This window comes from Pseudoalteromonas sp. A22 (assembly GCF_018141345.1).
GTDB lineage: Bacteria > Pseudomonadota > Gammaproteobacteria > Enterobacterales > Alteromonadaceae > Pseudoalteromonas > Pseudoalteromonas maricaloris.
The window spans coordinates 716,345-733,181 of sequence record NZ_CP047238.1 but is presented as its reverse complement, the minus strand read 5'-3'; the positions used below and the strand labels follow the sequence as shown (position 1 = coordinate 733,181).

Here is a 16,837-nt window from a genome sequence, read left to right as displayed (position 1 = left end):
TAGCAGCCTCCTTGTATAAACAGTCCAATGTTGGTGGCTAGGAGGTCGTCTAGTTTACGCAGCATCCAGCCACACCTTTCAATTTCTGCAATACTCTGCACAATAACTTGTTAAGTTGCAACGAGTTTCGTTTGAATTCAAAGAAGTTCCCAGTTACCGTTATCAAATCGTCTAACTTCGTTACAATTAGGCGAAGTAGACAGAAGATAAAGCCACTCGTTTTCTACCAATTGTTTTACAACTGGGTGTGCTGTCATGATTCGCTCTAGTGCTTCGGTTGGCGCTTGTACAATTACGCTCAAACGTTGTGGGGTATGCATCCATTTGTCACCGTTGTGAACGGATTGCATTGGCAGACCAATTCGCAAATCTCCGCCATTGCCTTCAAACACTCCAATTCTGCCCCCCACGACATTATGCAACACCTTGTTACCACTGCCGTATTTGTGGGTATCGGTTACCGAAGCGTTATATTGCATATTGATCCAGTTAGTGACGAGCATAGGGGCGGTTAAAATAGCAGTTAACTGGCTAAAGTCTTGATCTTGCTCGGCGCTGTATTCGTGCAAAAAGACTCGACCTTGCAGGTCAATTCCCTGCGTAACTTGTCTCGGTGCAACCACAAATGCCGCATTGTTGGCAAGGCCCCATTCCGGCCTGACTTGAGACCAATCTTTAGTACGGGCTATAAATTGCTGCTCCAGCTGCTGCACGGATAACGCTTTACCAGTTATCGCAAGCGTATGAGCGCGCTCTACTCGAGCCAGATGCGCTGCCTGCTTTAACCAGCGGGTCATCTCTGTATCTATTTCGCCATAGGGGGTAATTGTTTCAGTGGTGGTATTATGTAGCGCTGCAACAAAACGGGTTTGCGACGGAATAGCGATGCCTAGCGCGATTAATTCTGCGCGTACCGCTTGGTCATTAAGAAGTTGCGCGAGTACTTTAACATTCACTTCTCCCGACTGGCCGCCACATGCACCACATTGCAGCCCGGCTTCATGTAAATTATTGGTGGTATGCGCTCCGTGGCCAACCAATAGGACCGTATCAGCAAATTCGGTCAGTCCCATCCCTTTTAATATGCCAGCTGCGAGTTTTGCTTGCTCCAAAACAGTAACTTCGTGTTCGCCTTGCTTTAACTGCCACTTCCTTGAATCAATATGGCTATCGACGGGGTGCTGAGTTTTTTGCAATGAAAACACTTTGCTAAATAGCTGATAAAAGTAGCTCATCCCCATCGACTCCACCATTGAAAATGAAGCCGCAGCAGAGTGAGACCAGCTATGCCAACGGCCAGCTTGCTGGCGTTTTGTGGCAAGGTTCTGGGGTGCGGGCGTTTGTATTGCGGTGATTGGCGCTTTTAGTAATCCGGGTAACTGTGGCCGACTAAAACGGCAGTTAGTCGCATGATAATCAATCGGTAGGCCAAAGAAACCAGCATAGCCTATGGTTTGAATGCCTGCGTTTTGAGCTTCTAGCACACGGCGGATCACTTCTGAGCGCACATCAATACAAAAAGCCGCTTGTAAGGTCGGTGTAGCTTGCTCACGAGCACCCTCAGATTTTACCTGCTGAGTTTTTAGCTGCCCTACTAAAGTGGCTTGATAACTGAGCTCGAGTGCCCGCTGAAATACCAGCCGTGGCAACAATGCTTTTTTATGCTCAAGCACGATCTCAGCAAGTTGCAGCTTTTGCTTGTTCCAATGGTATTGAATACGGGTAAAGGTCGTTGGATGGCACTCACTCACGTAACGCCAAATCACCAGCTCCCACGCCATTCGAATGGCCAATAGCGCACGCATATCGGAAGCCGGATGCTGGGCAAGATCTGCTTGCCAGCGTTCATAAGCCGCCCAAGATGCCCAGCCATTAATGTCTAGCAGTAGCATGTGCGAATAATCACTCAGCTCATTAAAACCAACCCCTAAGGTGTCGACAGCAAGCGCAATTAAAGACTCAGGAGACGTTGGCAAAGCCTTAAAGTAATCCACTAAACCCGACTCCCCCATAACGATGCTTATTCCCAAATCTCGTGATACGGTTTCATGCCAGTGACGATACAAACAGAGTTTATCCTCACCTTGGGTTTGTTTGAGAATAGGCTGCACCTGCTGATAATGCGCGGCGCAAAATTGGCTAATTTGGTGGCTTATCTCCTCTTGCCATGGCATCTTATGCTCAGAGCGATAACGGTCAAGCAAATCCGCTAATGTATGCCAGTGTGGCAACTCGCCACAGTGACTTTTTTTGAGCCAATTAAGTAGCGCATTGGTGCTGCGCTCCACCGCGTAATGTGCCGCAGATTGCTGCAATGCTTGCTCTGAAATCGCCTCTTGCTGCCATTGTTCAAGATAAAATGCCACGGGCATCAGCATTCTAACCTGTGCCAACGCACTCATTTTATTGACCACCGCATCAAAAGGCAGATCGCGCATTCCCCAAAATGGATTCACTGCGATCAATTGATCGAGCGGCCAAGTTGGCGCAATGCGTGTTTCAGCGCTCAGCAGTTGTTGCTGTTGCGGCTTAGATAGCTGAGTCTGTTTGTTATTTTGTGTGTCTATCATTACTTCTGCTCCTCGTGCCCTGCAGCATAGCGATGAATGGCTAGGTGTTTCTGCTTTTTAATACTTGGCAAATGGACGGGCCAAAGTAATATGGTTAATCGTGTCATCCACTCGTCTAAGTACAGGCCGGCATACAACACCCGAGAGAGTTTTTGCACCGTTACCAAATGTGCGCGGTAATAGAGCAGATAATTTACTACGATGAGTAACACTACTAAGCTGAGCAACCAAATATCAGCACCATCGAGTGCTTGCGCTCTAAGATCATTTGGTAGCGCGACTACCAAGTGCAATAGCCATTTTTGCGTACTATAGGCTGCCAACAACACAACTGCTGCGGTGATAATTCTAAAATAGCTGCTAGGGGCTTGCGCCTCAAAACGCAGCGCTAGCCACACAGTTAATGCGCCAACCATTAATCCCCAAATACTGATAGGACCTTGATATTCAATGACAACTGCAGCTGCTGTAGTGAGGCCAGTTGCCACGGCAAGTGCAATGAGCCATTGCCACAAGGGCGGCTCAAACTGGTCGCTCAAGCGACGAGTCAAATCTTCATGGATCCACTGGCTTGAGTTTAAAAATGCGTGGGCCTTGTAGGCTGAATGGGCCAATAAGTGCAGCAGCGCTAATTCATATAGTCCCAAAGCACACTCCACTAGCATCAGTCCCATTTGTGCACAGGTTGACCAAGCCAAGCGCACTTTTAAACTGATCCGCGTTGTCATGATAAGCGCGGCCAATAATGTCGTTATTCCTGCCACGATCAAGATCAGCCATTTCGCAGCTTCTACGCGTAAAATCAAAGGGCCAAACACCATCACCAAAAAACCACCCAGATTAATGATCCCTGCATGCAGCAGCGCACTTACCGGTGTGGGTGATTCAACCACTTGCATCAACCAGCCATGCACTGGCAGTTGCGCGCACTTTAGCAGCGCCACAATTGCAAGTAAGCCAGCTGCTGATTGCTCTAGCGCAGTCAGTGTCGTTGAATGAGTTAAGTAATAGTTTGTGATGTCATTAAGCTGGAGCATGCCAGTGCTGAGGTAGATACAAATAAAAGCTCCAAGCAATGCACTTTCTGCCAAGCGCGCCAAAATAAACTTTTTGTGTGCGGCCAATGCCGCTCTCGGGCGGTTAGGATAAAACAGCAGTAGACGATGCAAGCTCAAACTAATACCGACCCAAGCCAACCAAAATAGGACTAAGTGATTACTGAGCACCACGATAGTTACGCTCAGTAATGTGGTGAGTAGATAGCGAAAATAGCGGACCCGGTGTTTTTCACCATGTAAATAGTGAATGGAGTAACGCAGTAAAATAAAGCTCATAAAGCCAATCAATGACACCACGCTAAGCCGTAAAAAGCTTATTTCAAACAGGCTACTGGCAATATCACCTTGCGTTGCCCAACTTCCCCAGCCAAAAGCGATACAAATTACCACACCGATAGCAAAACCATTCGCAATACGAAATAACCCAGCGTTACTACGAGACGCTTTGCTCATAAAAGACGCAGCAATCAAAAAGTGTAATAGCAACAACACCACTAAGATATTAATCATCACTTTCTATGCATCTCACCTAAGTCTTGAATTAGGTCATTATTCCAACCTTTTTAATTTAATAAAAATAGATATAATTTAACTATTCGTTCTGTTTTACTTATATATAGATGAGCCGACTTAATTATCACCACCTCTACTACTTTTGGCAGGTTGCCAAGCTCGGAAACCTGACTCAAGCCGCTAAAGAATTACATGTTTCGCAATCTGCGCTCTCTGCGCAAATCAAACAGTTGGAACATAATGTCGGGGTATCACTATTTGAGCGCGTAGGCCGCAGCCTAATGCTTACCGATCAGGGTAAAAAGGTGCTGAGCTATGCCGATGATATTTTTACCACGGGGCAAGAGCTCGAAGCCTTGCTAAGCAAAGGCGTACAGTCAATCACCCACGTGACGATTGGGGTGTTGACCACTCTGTCACGTAACTTTGTAGAAGCTTTTATTAGTCCTTTGATGCGGCGTAGCAATGTACAATTTAAGTTAAAGTCAGGCAGTATTTCTGAGCTACTCAACGGCTTAACCAATTATGAGCTGGATTTAGTGCTTACCAACCGAACAATAAACCTAGATACTTCAGACCCCTATTGGCAGTGCCAACTGGTTGCCAAGCAACCGCTGGCGATCATTGGTCCGCCAGCGCTCAAGCCAAACACGCCATTTCCACAAGGCTTTGAAAAAACACGTTGGATCTTGCCACCTGCCAACTCAGATTTACGCACCGCATTTAATGCGCTGTGCGCTCAGTATCAGTATTTCCCCAACATTTTGGCAGAGGTCGACGATATGGCGATGATGCGACTACTGGCACGAGACAGTGGCGCGGTGGCCGTTTTACCTGCCGTAGTAGTAAAAGACGAAATAGCCCAAGGGGTGCTACAGCAGTATCAGGAACTGCCTAATATTTATGAGTATTTTTATGCTATTTCAACACAGAAAAAGGTTGTTCCTGAAGCGATTAAAATCCTGCTGCAAGAAGCGCATGATAAGCCCGCACATTTTTAAGCACGCTGATTTTTATTCACCTGAAAGTATTAGAAAACCACGATTTATTTCTGTTTTTTAACTTAACCCATATTAACGTAAGAAAATTGGCCTAAGCACTTGACCAATTGATGTTTATTTAGCAAGCTGAAACTATAGGGTAAAATTTCGACGAGGCAGTTATCGTGTTCAAGCTTGCGCACAATGGCAATATCTTAATGGATGTGAAGTCTGCTTCACCGCCGAGTGCAGCGTTTGTGATTGAAGCCCTCGAAAAGTCGCAATTTGCCGACTGCGAAATTGATCACGACTCGATTAATGCCTTTTTCCAAAGCGACTTCCCCGAGAGCCAAATTGTCGTTGCTAAACAACATGATGCCGAGTTTGAAGTCACCTTAAGTGACGATAAAATGCAAGCATTTGGACAACTTAAAACAGCTCGTGGTGGTAAAGCGGTATCATTAGAAGAAGCGAAAAAAGCCATTGTTAAAGCAGGCGTCAGTCGTGGCTATAAGCAAGCTTACCTAGAAAACATCCTGCGCAAACAATTTGAACTTCCACCTGGTGAAGAAGCATCTGGGTTAATCGCCCAAGGCCGACCCCCACAAGACGGCCAGTCAGCAAAATTACTGCCGCACGTACAAACTTTAAAAGAGAGACTCAAGCAACCTAGAATGCGTGAAGATGGCACCGTTGACATGCGTGATTTTGGCAAGCTTGCAAGCGTTGCACCAGGAGATTTACTAGTCACTCAAAAACCCGCAACACCAGGTAAAGAAGGCTTTACGGTTAGCGGAGAAAGTATTGAAGCAAAGCCCGGCGAATCATTCCAGCTTATGGCGGGTGAAGGCACCGAGATCAACCCCAACAACCCACTAGAGCTTATCGCAACCATTGCAGGTTGCCCCTCAGATATCGCCAACGGTATGCGCGTGGATGACGTATTTACGATTGCCGATGTCACAGTAAAAAGTGGCCATGTCGACTTTAATGGCAGCGTTGTGGTCACCCATAATGTGGAACCGGGTATGCACGTAACCGCACAAGGCGATATCACAGTGCTCGGCACGGTAGAATCTGGAGAACTTATCGCAGGTGGTCATATTGAAGTGCGAGGTGGCGTGATTGGCCATGTCGACCATCAAAATAATGAGCAAGGCTTAACCTGCAAGCTTATCGCCAAAGGCAATGTTGAGATTGCCCATGGACAATATACTTATCTTGAAGGCGATAACATTATTATCAATAAGCAAAGTAACCACTGCGATATTAAAGCGCAAAAGCTAATACAAGTTGGCACTGGCGATCATCCAAATGGCAAGTTGATAGGTGGCTCAATTATCGATGCACAAATGGTGGTTGCGGGAGAGATTGGCAGTGAGTCTGGTGCTAAGATGATGATTTATCTGGCACGTAAAGGTCTTAAAATCACCCAAGAAACCGACACCCTTTTCAAGGAGGTTGCCACCACCAATGATGCCCTAGATCAACTACAGCAAGCGATTGAAAAAGCAGAGTTAGTTAAAGACGCTGCTAAAAAGCAACAACTCAAAACTAAAATTGGCGCGACACAGATGCACTACTGTCAACAAGCCGAGCACCTTGAGCAAAAGCTCAGCCAGCTTGATCACGACTTACACGATCTACTCGAGAACACGAAACTTGCAGCAAACAAAGCGCTTCATTCTGGGGTTGAAATCCATATCTTTGACCGCGTGTATAAAACAACCCGCAGTTATCCCCCTTGTTCAGCAACGCTGCAAGAAAACCAAGTTAAGATAGACTTTAAAACCGCAGGCTCCTAGCCTGCACCTTGCTCTAGCGCTGACATTTAGAGCAATACACTGTGCTGCGTTGCCCTAGACGTATCTCTTTTAATGGCGTTTCGCAGCTTACGCAAGGCTCACCTTTACGACCATACACCAGCAATTCTTGAGCAAAATAACCCGGTTTACCATCACTCTGAGCAAAGTCTTTAAGTGTCGTCCCCCCTTGTTTGATAGCTGCACTTAAAGTTTCCTTGATGATCGGTGTCAGTAATTGGTAGCGTTTAAGTGAAATTTTACCTGCTTCTTTTTTGGGATGGATCCCCGCTTTAAACAAAGATTCATTGGCATAAATATTACCCACACCAACTACCACATGATTATCCATAACAAATTGTTTAATCGGCTGCTTTTTGCCTCTGCTTTTTTCAAATAAGTACTCTGCAGTAAAAAGCTCGGTCAATGGCTCAGGACCCAGCTTTTCAAAAACGCTATGATCTTCGCCCGCACCTTGCCATAAAAAAGCGCCAAAACGACGCGGGTCGTTCAATCTGAGCGACTTACCTGAGGCCAGAATGATCTCCACATGATCATGCTTTTTTAGCGGCTCAGTGTTATCAACAACACGCAAGTTTCCTGACATCCCCAAATGCAAAATCGCAGTGCCATGCTTGGATTCGATAAGCAAATATTTTGCCCGTCGCTTAACCGCAAGCACCTTCTCACCTTCAAGCAATTGTACTTCCTCTGGTACAGGCCATCTTAGCTTACCATTGTGTACTTTTACGCTTTGGATAATATGTTGCTCTAAATACGGTTGAATGCCTAAACGGCTCACTTCGACTTCTGGTAACTCAGGCATAATTCACTCTATTACTGTGTGGTTTGTGGTATTACAATTCTATCGGTAGAAATAATGCTTTGGCTTGCACACTATCAAGCTCAAACCAACGCTGTTGTTGTTTATCAAATAATACAAAGCCATTATCGCTAGGATACAGTTGGTAGCTAAGCGGAAGTTCTTGGGTTGCCAGCCAAAACTGCGCAGCGCTCAGCGCGGGCTCCAACTGCTTTGGCGCCTCAACAACCAATAGCTGTAAACTTTGCCACTTGGCAACAAGCGCACGTAAGGCATCTTCACTAAAGCTCTGGTTTGAACCTTGCGGTAACTCTATACGCCAGCTCGTGCCAATGCGTTCAATTTTATAGCCAGGAAATGCCACGGTTAAGACAAAGCTTTGCTCTGGTAGCACAGCTTGTATCTTTGCTTTGTCGTCACTGGGATTCAATTTATAGTGAAGGCCGTTGAGAAAAAAGATCATCAGTAACATGGAAAAGATCACCACATTATTCCAGCCCTTACGGCTCATTTGAATCATACCCATCTCCTAAGCGTTTGAGCGGTTAGTGTATAATACTAATTTACATTTATACATGCTCAATTAGCCCTTGCTCAACGAGGCTATTTCGCCTAGTTCAACAATCTGTCGTTACCGCACCCTATCTACGCCAAATTGCGCATTTACACTATTTAAATGACAAGTTATTTTGCTAGAATGTGGGCAAAATTTTAAGGAGTTCCGTCAATGGCAATGTATGTAGTGGGTCATAAGATCCCTGATTCAGATTCAATCTGCGGTGCAATCGCACTTGCTTATTTAAAAAACCAAATTGGTGAAGAAGCAATCCCTACGCGTTTAGGTGAAGTCTCACCGGAGACTCAGTTTATTCTTGACCGTTTTGGTTTTGAAGCTCCAGAGCTTAAGATGAGCTATGCTGGCGAAGATGTGTATATCGTTGACCACACTGAAAAAACGCAAGCACCAGACGACATCGATAAAGCAACTGTAGTTGGCGTAGTTGATCACCACAAACTAGGCGACCTTACAACTTCAACACCACTTGAGTGTTGGATCCGCCCTGTTGGCTGTAGTAACACGATTATTAAAATGATGTACGACTTCTACGACGTAGAAATCCCAGCAAACATTGCTGGCATCATGATGTGTGCAATCCTAAGCGACACAGTCATCTTCAAATCACCAACTTGTACCACTGCGGATATCAAATGTGTTGAAGCACTTGCAAAAATCGCGGGTGTTGATGATGCTAAAGAGCTTGGCATGGAAATGTTCAAGGTGAAATCAGCAGTTGAAGGCACACCAATTCGTGACCTAGTCATGCGTGATTTCAAAGACTTTAACATGAATGGCAACCTTGTTGGTATTGGCCAGCTTGAAGTGGTTGATCTTGCTGTATTTGATAAGATCAAAGATGAGCTACATGCAGATATCGCAAAATTAAAAGAAGAAGGTAATCGCCACAGCGTGATGCTACTACTTACTGATATCATGAAAGAAGGATCACAAATGCTGATCGCTTCTGATGATGAAGCGATCATCGCAAAAGCATACGACGTTGAGCCTGAAGCAAGCAAAGTATGGTTGGACGGCGTACTGAGCCGTAAAAAGCAAGTTGTACCACCATTGCAAGACGCATTTGCTGGTTAATACTGCTCGCCGAGGCGAAAGTCTCGGCTATTTTTATGCTGCATCTCACTCCGGGTATATTCGCCTCATTTGTCAAAGACTTGAATGCCGCGCGCCATTCACATCACCTTATTCAAATTAATCTGCCCTTGAGCGACTGTATCGCGCAAATCGGTGATAAGACGCTATTTGGCCCAAGCGTAATTGCTAGTGGCGTAGAACATAGCTTAAAAATGACCTCTGGCTGGGTGATATTAGTCGAGCCGAAAAGCTTGTATGGCAAGCAACTGCAAGGCAATAGCTGCTCAGCAATCAAGATAAATACTGCACCAAAGAGCAATGCCAAGCTTGCCGAGTTAATACGTACTGTAGGACTTACCGAGCTACCGACGATGGATTTAGATCCACGAATTGACTGTGTATTGGCGCAATTAGATGCATGCTTCAACGCACAAACTTGCCTTAAACCCAATCACTTTAGCGCAAATACGATTGCCAAGTCACTTTACCTCTCACCAAGTCGCTTTTTACATCTGTTTACGGAGCAAGTGGGGATAGCGTGGCGACCTTATGTGCTGTGGCGCAGGCTGATCTGCTCAGTTGCCGCCATACAACAAGGCAACAACCTTACACAAGCAGCCATGCTCGCGGGGTTTGCAGATAGCGCTCATTTAAGCCGTACGTTTAAACGGCAGTTTGGCATTACACCGACAGAGGCATTAAAAACACAAAGCACTTTGGACTAAGCTAATTGGACTAGGCTAAGCCGCCTGTTTATTACCTCGTTTATAAGCTTCATCAATCAACTTAACCATAGGTAGCGACGATATGGTTAATACGACGAGAAAAATAATCGAATGAACAATCATCTCATCGACCGTATAGCCAATACGAAACTGAATAAATGCCTGGATCTGAATGTAAACATTGGCAGCAACAAATAGCGCTAACGACACACTCCAAAACCACATATCTGTGATAGGACGCTTGCCATAAGCGACGCAAAAGGCACCAAATACATTTAAGAGATCTGCGACCAATAACACAATCCCAGTAAACACGCTCGATTCTATTGCTAAATGATCCGGCAGCGTAAATGCATCATAGATTGAGGCAATAAACGTCAGTAGTAAGAAATAAAATAAGACTTTCCACATCATGCAAGCGACCCTCCACAATCGTAAAACATGTCATCGTGGTCACTTGGTCGCTGCTTCCGTGCTTTCTCAGTACATATCTTATCAACAATCTTTGTTGTTTTTCTCATAGGTTCCTTCCCTAAATACAAAATAAAAAAATCTATTTGTATACCCATTAACTAACCATGAACTTAGCCAGTTTATTCAAGCTTAGTTACCTAAGTTGCATCACACTACTACCAAAATAGGAGCATAACCATGAAACAATTTTTAGTAACTACCCCTTTAGTTGATTATCAACATTCAGAGATCCAAAGCTTAATAGAAGCAAAAGGTTGGCGGCAACTTGATGAAATCACAGCAGCGGAGCAAATCTATAACTTCGTTAAAGACGACATAGAGTTTGGTTATAGTAAGATAGATACGCTAACTGCAAGCCAAGTGCTTAAGCAAGGCTATGGCCAGTGTAATACCAAAGGAACATTGCTGGTTGCACTACTGAGGGCTTGTGATATTCCAACACGAGTTCATGGATTTGAGATATCAAACGATCTTAAACAAGGGTTAATTCCTACCCTACTGACGTGGTTTGCTCCAAAAAGTATTATCCATAGTTGGGTTGAAGTTTATCTAGAGGAGCGCTGGATAGAGCTTGAAGGTTACATAATAGATGACGGCTACCTAAAACAAGTTCAGCAACAGTTCTCGAAGGCAAAAGGCTTTACGGGATTTGGTATTTCCACTCCCTGTTTACAGCAACCCGATAATCGCTTTTCGTTAAATGGTGCATATATTCAAAAGCAAAGTATCACACGCGATTTAGGGCTTTATACAAGTCCTGATGCGCTTTATCAGCAACACAAAAACCTAACTGGCATCAAGCAATGGCTCTATGCACACTGCTTTAGACATTGGATAAACCAAAGGGTAAGGCGCGTCAGAGCCGGACGCTTCAACTAACTTGAGCGTGCAATAGCAAATTGGCTGCGCTTGTGGTTGGTGTATTCAAGGCCACCTTTATTGCGCGGGGATCACGCAGTTGCGGCCAGCGGCTTTGGCTTGATACACCGCGTGATCAACGGCTTTTAACGAATGACCAAAAGGCAAATTGGTATTGACTGATGCGACCCCAAAGCTTGATGTAATGGTGATCTCCCCTGATGGTGTAGAGATAACCGATTGCTCTATTTCTTGTCGCAGGCGCTCGGCGATCACCATCGCTGAATTTACCGGTGTGTTAGGTAACAGCACAATAAACTCTTCCCCCCCTAAGCGACACATACAGTCTTCTAACCTTAAGGTATTTACACAGATCTCAGCAAAGCTTTTTAACACTAAATCACCGATTTCATGGCCGTGATTATCGTTGATTTTTTTAAAGTGATCTATGTCTAGCATCATCATACTAAATGGATGATCAAAGCGTGCATGACGACTGATCTCACGTTTTGCGTTATCCATTAAAAAACGTCGATTACTCAATCCAGTGAGTGGATCTTTAAACGCCATATCAGTGAGTTGTAACTGTAACTGCCATAACTCTTTAACCAGTAATCGGCGACTGCAGCAGTCTGCAATCATCTCTGCAAACGCGATTTCATCTTTGTGCCACGTACGTACGCCATTATTCCCCTCACAGCACACCACTCCGTGAGGAATACCATTTTTAAAGATCACCGTATCTAACATGGTTACTATGTGGTTTGGAGTTAAATAACACTCTTGAAATTCAGAGGTTCTGGGATCGGCAGCAGCGTCGTTCGCATCTATCGATTGACCACTGTTGATTGCTGAAAAATAAGCGGGAAAGTTTTCATACGTTAAAGCAGGCAATTGCACAGGTAACTCATCATCCTGCCAATCTGTATTAGCAACATTGATAAGTTCAGAGGGTTTGTCAAGATCGTCAAACAACCAAACGGAAACCCGAGTGACGTCTAAGGTAAGCTTACCTTCATCTAGTAAATCAATCAGGAAGCTTTGAAATGTTCCCGATACATCAAGCTCCTGCGAACTGAGCCGCCTAAGCCTCTGAGTGACATTGCTAAAGTTCTTCAACATAATACGAAGATTTTATTCTTTTCTGCTAGCATAACGCGCCATAATTTTTAAGCATAGTCTTAAATACTAGAATTAACCTATGTTTAGGAATATTTTCACACGATTATGTAAGAAATAAGAATATAAGTAGAGCAATCCGTAAAGGAGGTAATGCTAAAAGGTAATAAGCCTGAGATTATTAAAGTGGCACGAGGCCACTTTATTCGTTGATTATTTAATATATTTTGCGAGGTATTTTTTAAATACCGGATCTGACATTGCCAATTGTCGTTGCTCGTCCATGATTTCTTTAAGCAAAGACTCTGATGTCAGTGGATTGGCTAAAACCACTCGGAATACCACAGTAGGTTGGCGGTCATATTGCTCTGGCGTTAAGCGTGTTCGAGAAACAAAAGAGCGGCCCGCTTCACGCTGACGCTTTTGCATGCTTGCAGTAAAACGGTTGAGTGCGGCATAAATCTCTATCTTTTCTTGTTCATCCGCTTGTGCAATTGCCGCTTTTATTTGCTCAGGCACATAGCGATAAGTCAGCAAACATAGCTCAGGTTCAGAGATCAGCTCAAAATCAGGGGTTTGTTTAATGAGTTCAGCAAAATACCGCGCCTTTTCGATCCCTTTATCAATGAGCATCTCATAGCCTTGACGACCAATGACACGCAGGCATGCGTGCACTAACATCGCCATACCAGGACGACTCCCCTCTAAAGTATGACTACCCAGATCTTTTGAGCCTTTCCGTAAGATGTATTCGGCGTGATGTTCAATTGCATCAGATGCTGCAGGGTCTTTAAATAGCACCATACCCGCCCCCATAGGCACATACATTTGTTTGTGCGCATCTATGGTTATTGAATCTGCTCGCTCCACCCCTTTAAGAAGGTGACGATTGTTATTCGATAGTAGTGTTGCTCCACCCCAAGCGGCGTCGACATGAAAGTGACAATTCAGCTCTTCGGCTAAGTCAGCCATCTCTTCTAACGGGTCAATATTACCCGTTTCGGTTGTCCCTGCAACACCAACTAAAGCCAGTACTTTAATCCCTTGCGCTTCAAGCTCATGAGCTTTAGTTCGCATGGCATCAACATCAACCTTATTGTTGCCAGCTGTTTTGATTGAAATGAAGTTATCGCGGCCAATACCTAACACATCAGCGGCCTTACCTAGCGAATAATGGCCTCTTTCAGAAACCAATACCGCTAAGCCTCGGTAGCCATAATGTAGCATCGCGGCCACAATACCTGATGCACCAATACCTTTAAATTCACCATCCGCTTTTAATAAGCGGTTTCTTGCTATCCAAAGCGCGGTTATATTAGCAATTGTGCCACCAGAACAAAAAGCACCAAGAGACGTTTTTGCGCTGTGCATCCACTTATCGTAGAAAGCATCATCGCTACCGTAAACCAAATGATGCATCATTCCCAACACTTGACGTTCAAGTGGAGTAAAGGCTTTTGACGTTTCAATTTTGACTAGGTTTTGATTGAGTCCCACCATCAGCTTCGACAGAGGCAACACGAAATGCGGTAAAGCTGAAGTCATATGGCCAATAAAGCTTGGGGCTGCGGTATGTACCGAGTGAGCAACTAATTGCTCCATGATATCTTGCGCATAGTCTGAGACAAACATCGGCACTTCGGGGATCACTGCCGACTGAAAGTCTTTTTCAACTTCGTGCAGTGGCTTTTCGATTGCCGCAATATTCTCATTTAAAAAGCCAGCCAAATTGCTCGAGATTTCTTGCTCGATTCTGCTTAAAGTTGAATCAGGCGCCTCAGGCACGGTAAATATACGCATTAAGCTTTCTTCAGACGCAACGGCGCAACGCTTTGGACCCATCAATACTACCTAAACATCAAACGGTGCAGTAGCCTATCTACCCATTTTAGAAATTGAGTAAATACAAATTGCACAAGAGATTGTGATACATGAAATGGCTAACTTTACTGTAAAGAAAGGGAATTGTCTTCTATTGTCTAGTTAAAATTCATGAAACATTGACAATTTTATGAAAACCCAACGAAAGTTCAGTGAAAAATCCACCAGTATCTTGACGTTTCTATTTTACATTCTCGTCAAAAATAAGGTATAAAATGGGGACATAAACCCAGCAAAACGGTATATTGCCGATTTGCCCGCAACAATGCATTTTATTGATCATTGGAGAAAAAGTTTTTTGCTTTATTTCTTCTCAAGACGTCAATTTATGTTGTATTGTTTATATTATGTAACAAAGCAGCCACCACGCTTACGCCAGTTAGGCATTTTATCGTTGTTAGATAACGATATTGTGGATAAAGGATTATCATGAATACTCGGAGTATCGCTCAACCACTCAAAGCTAAATCTAGGCAGCCTACAGCAAAAGCAACTCAGTTTTTAGGGCTCACAGGTTACACTTCCCGACTCCCAGTTGCTTGGCTCGTTTTAGCCTCTTTTATCTTTTTAGCTGCCCTATCGATTTATGTTATCGCCAACTATTATGATACGCGCCGCGATATCATGGCAAGGATCGACGCCCAGTTAATCAATGCTGCCACCAGCGCCAACGTCATTGTAGGTAAAAAATATCACGAGTCACCAGAGCAAATAACCCCTGCAGAATTTAAGCAAAAAAGTCATGCCCTCACCGAGCTTGCCCGTGCTCTAAATGTTGAATACGTCTATACCATGGTGCTTAAGCCACCTTACGTGCACTTTACCGCGTCCAGTTACACCCGAGAAGATCTTAAACTCAACCGACTTACACGTTATCAAGACGTTTATTCCGAGGCCTCAATTACCCTAAAAAGCGCCTTTCATTCTACCGAACCTGTATTTGAAATAGCCAAAGACAAATGGGGTCACTTTAAAAGTGTGTTTATTCCTTTTGTGCTACCCGATGGCACTACTTATATTGCAGGTGCGGATTTAACCATTCACGATTTAGAAAGTCGGTTACAAGAAAGTGTAATGGATGCCGCCATTGACGCTAGCTTCTTCTTTGTGATGTTTTTGGTTGTCGTGAGCTTGTACTTTATGTACTACAAGAAGACTTTAACAACGGATAGTCGCACCGGATTTGGCAACCGAATAGCTCTTGAGCAAGCACTTAAATATTCTAAATCGCAACACCTATGCTTAAGCGTGGTGTGGGTTAAAGAGCTTGAGGATATCATTAGCTTCTATGGCACGGAAGTTGGCGATAACGTTATGGCAAAAGTCATGAGTTACTTTAGCGAGTTTACCCATCCATTTGAGGTTTATCGCCTTACTACCTCTAAAATTGCGCTAGTTACCAGTATCGAAAACGGTGAGCATTATTTGGCGAACTTAACAGAGTCATTCCCTTGTGCAAAACCCATATACGACGCGCCGCATTTATACGTTAATTTGTGTGCGGGTGTTGCTAAAGGCAATTGTGCGCTGTTACTTGAAAATGCCTTTCTCGCGCTACGTCAGGCTCAACAGCAAAATACCCAAGTGTGTTATTTTGATTCTCAGCTGCAACTGAATCCTCAACAACAATCAAAAAATCTCCACCTCACCCGTTTACTGCAAAGCGCGTGTGAATCAGACCGCATCATTCCTTTCTTTACGCCGCGTAAAGCTTGTCATGATCATGCTGACATTCAGTACCATTGCACAGCACGCGTCCTTAACGAGCGCGGCGCTATCATCGACGCCGAACATTTTTACCCAGTGATGAAGCAACCAAAACTCCGCGCTCAAATTAGCATGAAGCTACTTGAGTTATGCGTCACCCGTTTTCGTAAATCAAACCATGCTTGGAGTATGCAACTAAGCCATAGTGAAATCGCGGATGCGGAATATTTTGAATATATCAGCCAGATCCTGCGCCGTTACCCGCAGCCACAGCTCATCACATTTGAGTTTAATGAAACAGATGTGCTCAAAAACTTTAGCGATATGAGCTTAATGATGCAGTCGTTAAAAGCAAAAGGTGCAAATGTTGCGGTAACGGGTGTGAATAGCGGCTTTCTTACCATCAACCGGATCTTAAAACTCCCACTGGATGCCATTTGTTTAGAAGCCAGTATTTGTGAAAACTTGGATGAAGATGAGATGCTGCTGAGCTCCATTGAATATCTTGCAAGTCATTGCAATGCCAAGCGGATCGACTTGATTGTACCCTGTGTTGCGACCAGCAAACAGGCAAAACAATTGGAAGCTGCAGGCGTTGCAAGATTAGAAGGGAGTTGGATAGGAAAAGCAAGCGGCCATCTTTAAGCCGCTTTTATCAATTTGAAGTGTAGATCTG

Annotated in this window: 13 protein-coding genes; 6 read left to right on the top strand and 7 right to left on the bottom strand. The window is 44.3% G+C overall.

Going from position 1 to position 16,837, the window contains the following annotated elements; genetic code table 11:
• Positions 1-137 precede the first annotated feature (137 nt).
• Both GSF04_RS08035 and GSF04_RS08030 read right to left on the bottom strand, forming a co-directional pair.
• On the bottom strand, positions 138-2,570 hold the full coding sequence (locus tag GSF04_RS08035; RefSeq protein WP_211859227.1) for a DUF2309 domain-containing protein: 2,433 nt from the start codon (positions 2,568-2,570) through the stop codon (positions 138-140).
• The gene (locus GSF04_RS08030) at positions 2,570-4,138 is read right to left on the bottom strand and encodes an NADH-quinone oxidoreductase subunit L (protein WP_211859226.1); all 1,569 of its coding nucleotides are present in this window, start codon (positions 4,136-4,138) and stop codon (positions 2,570-2,572) included. Before GSF04_RS08030 ends, GSF04_RS08035 begins: the two co-directional genes overlap by 1 nt.
• A gap of 110 nt (positions 4,139-4,248) precedes the next feature.
• Here GSF04_RS08030 and GSF04_RS08025 point away from each other — a divergent pair, with 110 nt between their 5' ends.
• Positions 4,249-5,142: a LysR family transcriptional regulator gene (locus tag GSF04_RS08025; RefSeq protein WP_211859225.1), complete on the top strand. Its 894-nt coding sequence runs from the start codon at positions 4,249-4,251 to the stop codon at positions 5,140-5,142.
• 164 nt (positions 5,143-5,306) lie between these two features.
• Positions 5,307-6,926, top strand: coding sequence for a FapA family protein (locus tag GSF04_RS08020; protein ID WP_211859224.1), 1,620 nt, complete (start codon positions 5,307-5,309; stop codon positions 6,924-6,926).
• A gap of 13 nt (positions 6,927-6,939) precedes the next feature.
• Here the strand turns inward: GSF04_RS08020 and mutM are convergent, their stop codons facing one another.
• Positions 6,940-7,749 (bottom strand): bifunctional DNA-formamidopyrimidine glycosylase/DNA-(apurinic or apyrimidinic site) lyase, encoded by an 810-nt coding sequence (gene mutM, locus GSF04_RS08015; protein WP_211859223.1) that lies wholly within the window; start codon positions 7,747-7,749, stop codon positions 6,940-6,942.
• 31 nt (positions 7,750-7,780) lie between these two features.
• Positions 7,781-8,266 carry a hypothetical protein gene (locus GSF04_RS08010; RefSeq protein WP_010605723.1) on the bottom strand — a complete coding sequence of 162 codons (486 nt, stop codon included), beginning with the start codon at positions 8,264-8,266 and terminating at the stop codon, positions 7,781-7,783.
• Between the two features lie 207 nt (positions 8,267-8,473).
• Between GSF04_RS08010 and GSF04_RS08005 the strand changes: the two genes are divergently transcribed.
• Together GSF04_RS08005 and GSF04_RS08000 are read left to right on the top strand one after the other, a co-directional pair.
• On the top strand, positions 8,474-9,397 hold the full coding sequence (locus tag GSF04_RS08005) for a manganese-dependent inorganic pyrophosphatase (RefSeq protein ID WP_010605724.1): 924 nt from the start codon (positions 8,474-8,476) through the stop codon (positions 9,395-9,397).
• A gap of 35 nt (positions 9,398-9,432) precedes the next feature.
• Positions 9,433-10,122, top strand: coding sequence for an AraC family transcriptional regulator (locus GSF04_RS08000; RefSeq protein ID WP_211859222.1), 690 nt, complete (start codon positions 9,433-9,435; stop codon positions 10,120-10,122).
• Between the two features lie 15 nt (positions 10,123-10,137).
• Here GSF04_RS08000 and GSF04_RS07995 read toward each other — a convergent pair whose 3' ends face one another.
• Complete coding sequence (locus GSF04_RS07995) at positions 10,138-10,536, bottom strand: hypothetical protein (protein ID WP_211859221.1); 399 nt, start codon at positions 10,534-10,536, stop codon at positions 10,138-10,140.
• A 237-nt stretch (positions 10,537-10,773) separates the two neighbouring features.
• On the opposite strand from GSF04_RS07995, the gene GSF04_RS07990 reads away from it, so the two are divergent.
• Complete coding sequence (locus tag GSF04_RS07990) at positions 10,774-11,475, top strand: transglutaminase family protein (protein WP_211859220.1); 702 nt, start codon at positions 10,774-10,776, stop codon at positions 11,473-11,475.
• Positions 11,476-11,532: 57 nt separating this feature from the next.
• Here GSF04_RS07990 and GSF04_RS07985 read toward each other — a convergent pair whose 3' ends face one another.
• Positions 11,533-12,576: a sensor domain-containing diguanylate cyclase gene (locus tag GSF04_RS07985; RefSeq protein ID WP_211859219.1), complete on the bottom strand. Its 1,044-nt coding sequence runs from the start codon at positions 12,574-12,576 to the stop codon at positions 11,533-11,535.
• A 210-nt stretch (positions 12,577-12,786) separates the two neighbouring features.
• Positions 12,787-14,415 carry a pyridoxal-dependent aspartate 1-decarboxylase PanP gene (gene panP / locus GSF04_RS07980; RefSeq protein WP_211859218.1) on the bottom strand — a complete coding sequence of 543 codons (1,629 nt, stop codon included), beginning with the start codon at positions 14,413-14,415 and terminating at the stop codon, positions 12,787-12,789.
• 468 nt (positions 14,416-14,883) lie between these two features.
• On the opposite strand from panP, the gene GSF04_RS07975 reads away from it, so the two are divergent.
• The gene (locus GSF04_RS07975; protein ID WP_069020869.1) at positions 14,884-16,806 is read left to right on the top strand and encodes an EAL domain-containing protein; all 1,923 of its coding nucleotides are present in this window, start codon (positions 14,884-14,886) and stop codon (positions 16,804-16,806) included.
• The last annotated feature ends 31 nt before the right edge of the window (positions 16,807-16,837 follow it).

What these genes read in the sequence shown, in the direction of transcription:
- GSF04_RS08035 (WP_211859227.1), bottom strand. Translation starts at nt 2,570, where the DNA reads ATGATAGACACACAAAATAACAAACAGACTCAGCTATCTAAGCCGCAA.
- GSF04_RS08030 (WP_211859226.1), bottom strand. Translation starts at nt 4,138, where the DNA reads ATGATTAATATCTTAGTGGTGTTGTTGCTATTACACTTTTTGATTGCT.
- GSF04_RS08025 (WP_211859225.1), top strand. Translation starts at nt 4,249, where the DNA reads ATGAGCCGACTTAATTATCACCACCTCTACTACTTTTGGCAGGTTGCC.
- mutM (WP_211859223.1), bottom strand. Translation starts at nt 7,749, where the DNA reads ATGCCTGAGTTACCAGAAGTCGAAGTGAGCCGTTTAGGCATTCAACCG.
- GSF04_RS08010 (WP_010605723.1), bottom strand. Translation starts at nt 8,266, where the DNA reads ATGATTCAAATGAGCCGTAAGGGCTGGAATAATGTGGTGATCTTTTCC.
- GSF04_RS08005 (WP_010605724.1), top strand. Translation starts at nt 8,474, where the DNA reads ATGGCAATGTATGTAGTGGGTCATAAGATCCCTGATTCAGATTCAATC.
- GSF04_RS08000 (WP_211859222.1), top strand. Translation starts at nt 9,433, where the DNA reads ATGCTGCATCTCACTCCGGGTATATTCGCCTCATTTGTCAAAGACTTG.
- GSF04_RS07995 (WP_211859221.1), bottom strand. Translation starts at nt 10,536, where the DNA reads ATGATGTGGAAAGTCTTATTTTATTTCTTACTACTGACGTTTATTGCC.
- GSF04_RS07990 (WP_211859220.1), top strand. Translation starts at nt 10,774, where the DNA reads ATGAAACAATTTTTAGTAACTACCCCTTTAGTTGATTATCAACATTCA.
- GSF04_RS07985 (WP_211859219.1), bottom strand. Translation starts at nt 12,576, where the DNA reads ATGTTGAAGAACTTTAGCAATGTCACTCAGAGGCTTAGGCGGCTCAGT.
- panP (WP_211859218.1), bottom strand. Translation starts at nt 14,415, where the DNA reads ATGGGTCCAAAGCGTTGCGCCGTTGCGTCTGAAGAAAGCTTAATGCGT.
- GSF04_RS07975 (WP_069020869.1), top strand. Translation starts at nt 14,884, where the DNA reads ATGAATACTCGGAGTATCGCTCAACCACTCAAAGCTAAATCTAGGCAG.